The 11,824-nt window shown below is 32.8% G+C and carries 9 protein-coding genes and 1 pseudogene; all 10 read right to left on the bottom strand.

Annotated features, from left to right (window positions below; genetic code table 11):
• Positions 1 to 75 precede the first annotated feature (75 nt).
• On the bottom strand, positions 76 to 624 hold the full coding sequence (gene spoVT, locus JCM14822_RS01630; RefSeq protein ID WP_054739042.1) for a stage V sporulation protein T: 549 nt from the start codon (positions 622 to 624) through the stop codon (positions 76 to 78).
• A 181-nt stretch (positions 625 to 805) separates the two neighbouring features.
• Positions 806 to 1,801, bottom strand: coding sequence for a peptidylprolyl isomerase (locus JCM14822_RS01635; RefSeq protein ID WP_172674747.1), 996 nt, complete (start codon positions 1,799 to 1,801; stop codon positions 806 to 808).
• An 89-nt stretch (positions 1,802 to 1,890) separates the two neighbouring features.
• Positions 1,891 to 4,791: a transcription-repair coupling factor gene (gene mfd, locus JCM14822_RS01640; protein ID WP_408606169.1), complete on the bottom strand. Its 2,901-nt coding sequence runs from the start codon at positions 4,789 to 4,791 to the stop codon at positions 1,891 to 1,893.
• Positions 4,792 to 5,378: pseudogene (locus tag JCM14822_RS21420) on the bottom strand (transcription-repair coupling factor); the annotation flags it as partial. It lies immediately after the preceding gene.
• A 65-nt stretch (positions 5,379 to 5,443) separates the two neighbouring features.
• Positions 5,444 to 6,007 (bottom strand): aminoacyl-tRNA hydrolase, encoded by a 564-nt coding sequence (pth, locus tag JCM14822_RS01645; RefSeq protein ID WP_054739045.1) that lies wholly within the window; start codon positions 6,005 to 6,007, stop codon positions 5,444 to 5,446.
• Positions 6,008 to 6,247: 240 nt separating this feature from the next.
• A complete protein-coding gene (locus tag JCM14822_RS01650) occupies positions 6,248 to 7,204 on the bottom strand; it encodes a ribose-phosphate diphosphokinase (RefSeq protein WP_054739048.1) in 957 nt (318 codons plus the stop codon).
• A gap of 115 nt (positions 7,205 to 7,319) precedes the next feature.
• Positions 7,320 to 8,684, bottom strand: coding sequence for a bifunctional UDP-N-acetylglucosamine diphosphorylase/glucosamine-1-phosphate N-acetyltransferase GlmU (gene glmU / locus JCM14822_RS01655; RefSeq protein ID WP_054739049.1), 1,365 nt, complete (start codon positions 8,682 to 8,684; stop codon positions 7,320 to 7,322).
• 155 nt (positions 8,685 to 8,839) lie between these two features.
• Positions 8,840 to 9,145: a septation regulator SpoVG gene (gene spoVG / locus JCM14822_RS01660; protein WP_054739052.1), complete on the bottom strand. Its 306-nt coding sequence runs from the start codon at positions 9,143 to 9,145 to the stop codon at positions 8,840 to 8,842.
• A gap of 188 nt (positions 9,146 to 9,333) precedes the next feature.
• The gene (glgD, locus tag JCM14822_RS01665; RefSeq protein WP_054739054.1) at positions 9,334 to 10,443 is read right to left on the bottom strand and encodes a glucose-1-phosphate adenylyltransferase subunit GlgD; all 1,110 of its coding nucleotides are present in this window, start codon (positions 10,441 to 10,443) and stop codon (positions 9,334 to 9,336) included.
• A 12-nt stretch (positions 10,444 to 10,455) separates the two neighbouring features.
• Complete coding sequence (locus tag JCM14822_RS01670) at positions 10,456 to 11,718, bottom strand: glucose-1-phosphate adenylyltransferase (RefSeq protein ID WP_054739056.1); 1,263 nt, start codon at positions 11,716 to 11,718, stop codon at positions 10,456 to 10,458.
• Between the last annotated feature and the right edge of the window lie 106 nt (positions 11,719 to 11,824).

The following is an 11,824-nucleotide window of genomic DNA, read 5'->3' on the forward strand; positions in this document are numbered from 1 at the left end:
CACTTTTAAACATCTTAATTCTACTTAAATTTCATAGAAAAAGCCAGTAACTTCAAAAGTTATTGGCCTTTATTTCTATTGTTCCATTTGTTTTCCAATGAATCCTGATGCGGAATAAGCTAGTTTTTCTTCAACTTCTCCCATCTCATCTTTATTTGAAGATAGGAAAATAACTGCACCAATGGCATCTCCTTCACATATAATAGGAGAAATCACTTCTGATTGATAGACATCTGTATTACCTTCAGATAAAATAGGAACGAATTTAGCATCATCCTTAGATGCTTTAAATATCGCACGACTTTCAATCACCTTTTCTAAATTACTACTAATACTTTTATCTAAAAATTCTTTTTTGGAGCCTCCGGCAACAGCTATAACTTGATCTTTATCAGCAATACATGTAATATGCCCTGTAGCTTGTGCTAAAGCATCCGCATATTCTTTTACAAACGAACTTAGTTCGCCTACAGGTGAATACTTTTTAAGTATAACCTGCCCTTCATTATCAGTAAAAATTTCTAGCGGGTCGCCTTCTCTAATGCGCAACGTTCTTCTTATCTCTTTTGGAATAACTACACGTCCTAAGTCGTCTATTCGTCTAACGATGCCTGTTGCTTTCAAACAAAACAACCTCCTTAATGTCTAAAAAAATATATATTTCATATCTTCGTTTATATGTATTATGCTACATAATTTACAAAAATATGCATATCTAGTTAGTTTTTTACAATTATTTATACAAAAATAAGGCTACAAATTTATCATCTGTAACCTTATTTTATTCAAGTCTCTGCCCCCATTATTATTTCATTATATTAACATTATCATATGCTGGTAACTTTTCAATTTTCAGTGTTTCACTAATTTCATTTAATTCATTAGTTGCAAATTGTGTACGTATTTGATTAAGTGCTTCTTCTTCTGCCACAGTATCATCTAAAAAGTTTCTTTCTACAATTCTTATAATTTCATAACCGTTGGCAGTCTCTATAACTTGAGGATACACTTCATTTACTGTACCTTTTTCAAATGCCACATTTTCTATTGCTTCATCTACTTGACCTCTAAGTATTGTATAACTTCCTTGATTATCACTTACTGCTTCATCTTCGGAATAACTTGTAATAAGATCTTTAAACGTACTCTCATCCCCTACAAGTGCTTTAGCTAATACTGTTTCAGACTCTCTTCTAGCAGATTCATTCTTATCACTCGGTAATAATTCATCTTGTTCATTACGATTAGAAATAAGAATGTGTTCTATTGTCACCGTTTCTTTTTGAGCTTTAATCTCTTTAACAGCTTTATTAAGTTCATCTTCATTTGGTATATAGTTTTCACCAAGTCTTCGAATCACTTCATCAAATACTGCACTATAACTTAAAAATTGCTCAAAGTCTTTTTGCCTAATCTTAAAGACTTTTACAAATGATTCATTATCTTTCATGTAGCCTTTTGCAGAATCTTTAATTTGTTTTTTATCAGCTTTTGTGAGTTTTACACCCAATTCATCTGCTTTTTGCTTAGCTACTACTGAAAGTTTTAACGAATTAAGTGCTTTGTCCTTTGCATATTCTTCAGGTGTTCTCCCTTCTACACTGTCCATTTCCCATATATTTGTTGTTACACTTTCAAAATATCTTTGTGTAATCCATAAACAAATTCTATATACAGGTTCAGAAATTTTTTCACCATTTATAATCGCTACAGTTTGTTCTGACTTCATACAGCCCGTTACACCCATAGCTGTCATAACAATTATTAATATATAAGCTAATATTGTCTTTTTGCCCTTCACTTGCATCTCTCTCCTTAAGCTTTTGTTATAGCTTTATATAAGTTGGTTATATAAATATATTATTTCTATTTACTTCTTATTATAGCTTATTAATTGTCACTCTTCAATTTTTTAAACTCACGTAACACATTCTTAATATAAGCCAATAACTCTTTCTTAGGCACATCTTGTACAAGTATTTTAATCATAGCTTCTTTGCCTGAGACAAACTTCATGTTACCACAATAAGCACCTACAATTTCAGGAATAAACTCTGTATTTAAACTCGTATTCTCTTTAAATTTAAAAGTAACAATTTTTTGATTTTCCGATACAAGTGTCATATATATATCATGAGCCATCGCTTTAATCATAGCAATGTCTAATAGATTATAAACTGATTGTGGAATATTTCCATAGCGGTCTTCTATTTCCTCTATAACATCCATATATTCATTTTCCGTTTGGATAGAAGCAATTTTCTTATAAATATCAAGTTTTTGTACTTCATCTGGTATATAGCTATTTGGAATATAGGCATTAATCTTAATCTCAATAGTTGTCTCAAACTCTTCTTCAGTAATTTCACCTTTTTCTTCATTTACAGCTTCACCAAGCATCTTACAATACAAGTCATATCCGATGCTTTCCATATGTCCATGTTGCTGAGCACCTAAAAGGTTTCCTGCACCACGTATTTCAAGGTCACGCATAGCGATTTTAAATCCTGCGCCCAATTCTGTAAACTGCTTAATTGCTTGAAGTCTCTTTTCAGCAATTTCTTTAAGAACCTTGTTCTTTTGATACATTAAATATGCATATCCCATCTTATTAGATCGTCCTACACGTCCGCGGAGCTGATAAAGCTGACTAAGTCCCATACGGTCTGCATCATTCATAATGATTGTATTCGCATTAGGAATATCTAGACCAGTTTCAATAATTGTTGTACATACTAAAACATCAATTTCCTGTTCAATGAATGATACCATAATCTTCTCTAGCTCGCGTTCACTCATCTGACCATGTGCAAATGCTATTCTCGCATGAGGAATAAGTCTTTGGAGCTTCATAGCTTCTTCTTCAATATTTTTAACTTTATTATGAAGATAATAAACTTGACCACCTCGTCCAAGTTCCCTATTAATTGCATCTTTAATAAAGTCCTCACTATATTCAATAACATAAGTTTGAACAGGTTTTCTTTCAAGAGGTGCTTCTTCCAAGACACTCATTTCTCGTATACCAATCAGACTCATATGAAGTGTCCTTGGAATAGGTGTAGCCGTTAAATTCATAACATCCACTTGTGTGCGCATTTGTTTAAGTCTTTCTTTATGCGTTACACCGAAACGTTGTTCTTCATCAATGATTACAAGTCCTAAGTCCTTAAACTTAACATCTTTAGAAAGTAACCTATGGGTACCTACAACGATATCTACTCTTCCACTTGCAAGTCCTTCAATAGTTTGTTTAACCTGTTTAGCTGTACGAAATCTAGATAAAAGCTCTACATTAATAGGATAATCCGCCATACGCTCAGCAAAACGTTTATGATGCTGCTGAGCTAAAATGGTTGTCGGCACCAAATAGGCTACTTGTTTATTACTTTGCACCGCTTTGAAAGCAGCACGTATAGCAACTTCCGTTTTCCCATATCCAACATCTCCACAAATTAAACGGTCCATAATACGGTCACTTTCCATATCCTTTTTAACATCTTCAATAGCTTCTAATTGATCATCTGTCTCTTCATATGGAAACATTTCTTCAAACTCTCTCTGCCACACATTATCCGGATCATATTTGAAGCCACGGCTATATTGTCTTTGACTATAAAGTTTAATGAGATCTTTGGCAATATCTTTAATAGCACTTTTAACTTTTGCTTTAGACTTTCGCCACTCAGAACCATCTAATTTACTAAGCTTAGGCGCTTTTCCCTCTGCTCCTACATACTTCTGCACCATATCCATTTGATTAATGTTCACATAGAGAATGTTATTATCCGCATATTCAATTTTTAAATTATCACGGCTAATTCCTTCAAAAACAATCTGTTCAATGCCCTTAAACACACCAATGCCATGCATTTCATGTACTACATAATCTCCAGGTATCAATTCTAAGAAACTTTGTATTTTAGCACCACTATATTTCTTTTTCAGTTTTTTAGGCTTCTTATCTTGTCCGAACAAATCCTTATCTGCTACAATATGCCAATTTAAATCTTTATAATAAAATCCTTTTTCAAGGGCCCCTTTATAAAGAAGAATTTGTCCTGGTAATACTTGTTCCTCAGAATTTTCTGTTTGACTTACGCTAAGTCCACGTTCTTCTAACACGTCGCTTAAGCGTTGCATCTTAGCACGCATACCGCATAAAATCATAACCCTTTCCCTATCATCTTTCCATTTCTTCAAATCTTCCTCTAGTATATCCACGTTACGATAGACATTACTATGCTCATAAACATCTAAAGGCATATTAAAATCTACTGGAAAGTCTTTTTCACTTGCTTCAAACTTCAGTAAATATACCTTTTTTAGTTGTTCTAAACGCTTATCAATGGCTTTATATTCAAAAATAAGTTCTATTTGCCTTGGTAAAATATGTCCGTAATCTAAACGATCTTTCATACTCTCACGATATTCAAACAAAGTACGCTCACTTTTATCTTTTGCTTTAATAGGTTCATCAATGAAAACAAGTGTATTCTTTGGTAAATAATCTAGGATAGATACCATTTCCAAATCGGTATAAGGAACATATACTTCTAAACCTTTAGGGCTAATATCATTTTCAATTTGCTCAATAGCTTCTTCAACTTGCTCCTTAATTTTATCTACACTATCTTTCTTACCTTCTTCTCGAAGTTTTTTTACAACATTTTGAAGATCTTCTCTAATAGCTGGTACAGCATCTCTTAATAAAGACGTTGCAAAAACGATTTCTTGATTTGGTACAATTAAAAACTCTTCTACCTTTTCTATAGAACGTTGTGTCTGCACATTGAAGCTACGAATAGAATCTATCTCATCATCCATAACTCTATGCGATAAGGTTCATCCATAGTTGGTGGATAAATATCAATAATGCCACCTCTTACAGCAAATTGGCCGATACTTTCTACGCTGCCTACTCTTTCATACCCTATTTGTACTAAGTTGCTTTGAAGCGCTGCAACATTAATAACTTCCCCCACCCTTATACATTTACAATAAGACTGCCAGGTTGCTTTTGGAGAAAGTGGATTTAGTAATGATTGTACTGGAATAATTAAAGTAATATCTTCTTTATTATTAAGTGCTTCAATTACACGAATACGCGCAGATGTAATATCCATACTATGCACATCTGCATTATAAAAAAGAATATCTCTTGAAGGATAAGTATATACTTTTTCTTCACCTTTAAGTGCTGCTAAATCTTCAAATATTCGTTTTGTACTTACCTCATCATAAGTAATAACTACAGTTGGAAGATTTGTAAATTCACTTAATCCATAAATAAAATGTCCTTTACATGCATCTACCATATTTGTAACTTTTACATTAGCCATCTTATTACTTTGAAGTAACTTCAACACTTCTTCCATACCCGAAAGTTCTTTTAAAGGCTCTACGAGCCCCTTGTATTTATATGCCACAATTTATCACCAACTTATTTTTTGTTATATACATTCATAGCCTTATTAATATCCGCTGTTACCATGCATTCTACAGCCTTTACAACATCATTAAGTTTAGGCCCTATAATTTTCATATCATCTTCTGAAAATCTCCCTAACACATAATTTGCAAGATCCCACCCTGGTGGTTTTTGTCCTACCCCTACTTTAATTCTAGGAAATTCTTGTGTATTCATATATGCAATGACACTCTTAATTCCATTATGTCCACCGGCACTACCATTAGCGCGAATTCGAATTTGTCCTACATCTAATGAAATATCATCATAAATAACAATTACATCTTCATTGCTTAACTTTTGAAAATCCATACATGCACGAATAGCCTCACCACTTAAATTCATAAATGTTTGAGGCTTCATTAAAATAACACGTTCGCCACCTATTCTACCTTCTCCAATAAGGGCTTTATATTTATTTTTATTAACTTGTATATCATACGTTTCTGCAAGGCTATCTATAACCTCAAATCCAATATTGTGACGAGTTGCCACATACTGCATACCCGGATTACCAAGTCCTACTATTAACTTCATATGTTCCTCCAAATTTTTGTATTTGCAAATTTTCTTTCTCTTTATCATAACACGATTTTATGCTATTTACCAATTTATAGATTTACTTATAGCTATTTTAAAACTTTATATTTTCTACTTTCAGTATGAGATATTCTTTCTCTGTCTATGCCTCGTAATTATTTCCTTCCACTAAAAGTCTTCCCACAATAAACCTCATTAAAACAAAAAAATCACCCCACACGGTGATTTTAAACTCTACTAATCAAATAATTTAGATACTGATAAATCTTCGTGAATACGTCTAATAGCATCAGCAAAGATAGGTGCTACTGAAATCTCTTTGATCTTGCTAATTTTCTTTTCTTCTGGAATAGCGATTGTATTAAGAATTACAAGTTCTTCAATAGCTGAAGATTCGATTCTTTCCATCGCTGGACCAGAGAGAACTCCATGTGTACAACAAGCATACACTGCTGTTGCTCCTCTTTCTTTAAGCGCATTTGCTGCATTACAAATTGTTCCTGCTGTGTCAATCATATCATCTACTAAAATTACACGCTTACCAGAAACATCACCAATGATATTCATAATTTCAGATACATTAGCTTTTGGTCTTCTCTTATCAATAATAGCAAGAGGTATATCTAATTTAGTTGCAAAAGATCTAACTCTTCCTACACTACCGAGGTCTGGCGATACAGCTACAACATCATCTACGTGTTCACCTAATTTGTCTGCATAGTATTTTGTTAAAAGTGGCATTCCTACTAAGTGATCTACTGGGATGTTGAAGAATCCTTGAATTTGTGCACAGTGTAAGTCCATTGTAAGTACTCTATCTGCACCAGCAGTTTGAAGAATATCTGCTACTAATTTTGAGCTAATTGGATCTCTGGCTCTAGTTTTTCTATCTTGTCTTGCATAACCATAGTATGGGAGTACTGCTGTGATACGTCCTGCTGAAGCACGTTTCATAGCATCAATCATAATTAATAATTCCATAAGGTGTTCATTAGCTGGTGTTGATGTTGGTTGAATGATATAAACATCTGTACCACGTACCTTTTCATCAATTTTAACGCTAATTTCACCATCACTAAATTTCATAACTTCTGATTTACCAAGAGTAACATCTAATTTTTGAGCAATTTCTTGGGCAAGTACTGGATGCGCGTTGCAAGTAAACACTTTAATATCAGTGTAATTTCTAATCATTTGAGTTAGTCCTCCTTCAATATAACGACCATGTTTTCCACAAATATTATACCACGATTGTATACAAAATGCAAAGCGTACAATTTATTTTCGTAACAATATACCATGTTTTAATCTATTTTTTGCATTTTTTTGTAACCCATTCTAGTTTATTTTCTTGTTTTGCACGTGCTATTGCTAAACTATTTTTAGGAACTGTGGCAGTTATTGTTGAACCTGCTGCAGTATAAGCATTGTCTTCTACTGTTACTGGCGATACGAGGTTTGTATTACATCCAATAAATGCATTATCTCCAATTGAAGTACGATATTTCTTTTGACCATCATAATTTACAACTACAGTACCACATCCAAAGTTAACATTAGATCCTACATCTGCATCTCCAACATAAGTAAGATGAGAAATTTTTGTACCATCCCCAATATTAGCATTTTTGATTTCTACGAAATCTCCAACTTTAATATTTTTACCAATATGTGAATTTGGCCTAATATAAGCAAATGGCCCTACATGTGTGCCTTCATCTACGAAACTATCTAAAATCACACTAATTTCTACCTCTACATTATCTTTAAGTTCTGTATTTTTAAGTTTTGAATTATAACCAATACGGCATCCTTCACCAATAACTGTTTTGCCTTCTAACATGCAACCTGGTTCGATAATTGTATCTTTACCAATTACAACTTCTGGGCAAATATATGTGTTATTAGGGTCAACAAGTGTTACCCCATTTGCCATATGTTTTGTATTAATACGTTGTTTCATTATTTCTGTTACTGCTGCAAGTTGGGTTCTAGAGTTTACACCTGTAATATCGTCTCTTTCTTCTGTTGCTACAGCATCTACAAGATAACCTTCATTGCGTAAAATCTCTATTGTATCTGTAAGGTAATATTCATTTTGTACATTATCATTTGTAATTTTTGATAAAGCTTCATTCAATAACTTACCGTTAAATACATACATTCCGCCATTGATTTCTTGAATTTGTTTTTCTTCTTCATTGGCATCTTTTTGTTCAACGATTTTTAATAAATGGCCATTTTCATCTCTTACAATACGCCCGTATCCTGTTGGATTGTCCATAATTGCTGATAATACTGTTAATGCATTGTTTTCACTTCTATGGAATGCTAACATTTTTTCTAAAGTTTCCCCTGTAATAAGTGGTGTATCCCCACATAAAACAAGGACTTCATCTGCATCTTCAATGAATTCTTTAGCTTGCATCACCGCATGCCCTGTTCCTAATTGTTCTTTTTGAAGTACATATGTCATATCTTCACCAAGCTTAGCTTTAATATTTTCTGCTTTATGCCCAATAATAATACATACTTCCTCCACACCTACATATTTTGCTGCTTCAATAGGATATTCTACAAGTGCTTTACCAAATACAGTATGAAGAACTTTAAGTTCATTTGATTTCATACGTGTCCCCTGACCAGCAGCAAGTATTAATGCTTTTGTTCTCATTTTACTCTTCCTTTCACGTTTGTATTCCTTTTGTATTTTCTCACCTTATTATAATTTATGCAATACTTATATAATCATCCTCATACACTTATTTTTAATTATAATATTACATAAAAAAGATGCTGTAAATGAGTACAACATCTTTTGCTTTTCAATTATTCTTGAATATCTAAATCATTTTCATCTGCAATAGCAACCTCATCAGAAAGTAAAATCATTTCATATTTTTCAAGTACTTGATTTTGAATACGATCTCTTGTTTCTGAATTAATAGGATGAGCTATGTCTCTAAATTCCCCATCAAGTGTTTTACGACTTGGCATAGCAATGAAACGTCCTTTATCTCCTTCAATAACTTTGATATCATGAACAACGAATTCATTATCAAATGTTACTGATACAACTGCTTTCATTTTTCCATCTTTATTAATTTTTCTTACTCTGATATCTGTAATTTCCATGAGCAAATCCTCCCTGTTTTTATCTAGCGCCTTTTGTCGGCTATCCTATTTATATATCTATTATTATTTGAATTATAAGTTATTTTCAATAAATAGTCAATATTTTTTTCTTTTGGTTCATAATTCCATAAGTCATTTATTTTATTTAACTATAAATAATTTTTTTTTTCGTCTTTTTTTTATGCATTTTATACAATATTTCTCTTTTCAAGCAAAATAATCTTATCTTTCGTACCGATTACTTTTTGACCATCTGACACAAATACTTGCTTATCTAATATTGCATTTTCAATAATACAGCCTTTACCAATTGTTGCACCTTCCATAATAATCGAGTTCTTTACAACAGAACCTTCACCAATGAATACTCTTCTAAAGAGCACAGAACTCTCAACTTTTCCATTAATAATATCTCCACCACTAATAATACTATTAGAAATGCTTGATTGTGCATTAAATTTAGCCGGTGGTTCATCTTTAGCTTTAGTTGAAATATATGGATATTCATTAAAAAATAATCCACGTACTTCTGGTGTTAAGAAATCCATATTGAGATGATAAAACTCTGGAATATCTCTAATTCTTCTCCAATATCCTTCATAGCGATAACCATTAATTTTTAATTTTTTACGATAACGCATAACGATATCATTAACAATGCTATATCGTCCATCTGCTTCTAGTTCCTCGAGTAATCTAATAAGAAGCTCTCTACCGATTACATATTCACCTAGTGATACAGTTGTATATTGAGGATCTAATGGTTTTTCTTCAAACTCTATCATTCTGTCATTTTCATCTAATCCAATGACACCATAATCTTGCACTTCGTAAGTTTTCATATCCTTACATATAATAGTTATATCAGAACCTTTTTGTTCGTGATATTTAATTACCTTCTCATAATCAATTTTATATATCTCTTCGCCGGATGTGATGACGACATATGGTTCATTACTCTTTTTAAGGAACTCAATATTTTGGAAGATACTATCAGCTGTCCCTCTAAAGCCAAAAGCGTCTTGACTAGACATATTAGGTGTAAATAGGAAAAGACCTGTCTTTTTTCTTCCGAAATCCCACCATTTAGATGATCCAATATGGTCAGCAAGTGATCTTGCACTATATTGGGAAATAACTGCTACTTTTTTAATACCTGAGTTACTTAAATTACTAAGCGCAAAGTCAATAGAACGGTATGACCCACCAATTGGCATAGCCGCTACATTTCTTTGTTTTGTAAGTACACCAAGTGTTGTTCTTTTTCCACCTGCTAATACAATACCTATAGCTCTCATTTCATTCCCCCCTTACACAATTAATGAATGTCCACTTTCTAATACTCCATCTAAGTAATGTTCTTCAAGTGTATGTCCACCTACTTCACAGTTTTTGCCAATTATAATATTAGCAGGTACAACTGTATTATCGCCAATAACTGTAATACCACTTGAATAAATGCGTGCTTTAGTAATATGTGGCACATTTTCTCCTACACCAATCTCAGTGTTTTCACCAATCTCTGATTTCTCAGATACGATACATGTGTCAAGTTGTGCACCTTTTCGAATTACAGTTTCAGCCATAATAATTGAATTCTTTACAACTGCACCTTCTTCAATAATCACTCTTGGTCCTAATACTGAATTATGTACTTCCCCATAGACCTCACACCCCTCTGATATAAGGGATTGACTTACCTTGGCACCTTCACCAATGTACTGTGGTAATTGATGCTCAATGTTAGTATAAATTTTCCAAAACTCATCATATAAATTAAATACAGGTACTGTTTCTGTAAGCTCCATATTCGCTTTCCAGTAAGCTTCAATTGTTCCGATATCACGCCAGTAATCATTGAATTTATATGCATATACATTCTTTTCACTGTTAATCATATCTGGAATAATATGTTTACCAAAATCGCTTGCTTCATGAATAGTATTATCTTTAATTAAAGCCTTTTTAAGTACATCCCATGTGAAGATGTAAATACCCATAGATGCTAAATTACTCTTTGGCTTTGCTGGCTTTTCTTCAAACTCGACGATTCTTCCTTCTTCATTTGTGTTCATAATACCAAACTGATTTGCAATATCCATTGGAACTTCAATAACTGCAATTGTAGCATCCGCATTATTTTTCTTATGTTCTTCAAGCATTGCGCTATAATCCATTTTATAAACATGGTCTCCTGAAAGAACCAAAATATATTCTGGGTTATATTCATCTATATATCGAATATTATGATATATAGCATTGGCTGTTCCTGAATACCAAGATCCTTCATTTCCTTTTACGAATGGTGGTAAAACTGTTACCCCACCATTTCTTCTATCTAAGTCCCAAGGTATACCAATACCTATATGCCTTGTAAGAAGAAGTGGTTCATACTGCGTAAGTACTCCAACTGTATCAATACCTGAATTAATACAGTTGCTTAGTGGAAAGTCTATAATTCTATATTTTCCACCGAACATTACAGCAGGTTTAGCAATCTGCTTAGTTAGAATGCCTAACCTACTTCCTTGTCCACCTGCTAAAAGCATGGCAATCATCTCTTTTTTATTCATGCAATCCCTCCTAACTATTCATAAGTGCAATTTTAGAATAAGTTTGAATTCATTTATGCATAAATATATTAACATTTTACCAAATTTTTTACAATATTCATTTTAT

Source organism: Cellulosilyticum ruminicola JCM 14822, assembly GCF_001311925.1.
Taxonomy (GTDB): Bacteria; Bacillota; Clostridia; order Lachnospirales; family Cellulosilyticaceae; genus Cellulosilyticum; species Cellulosilyticum ruminicola.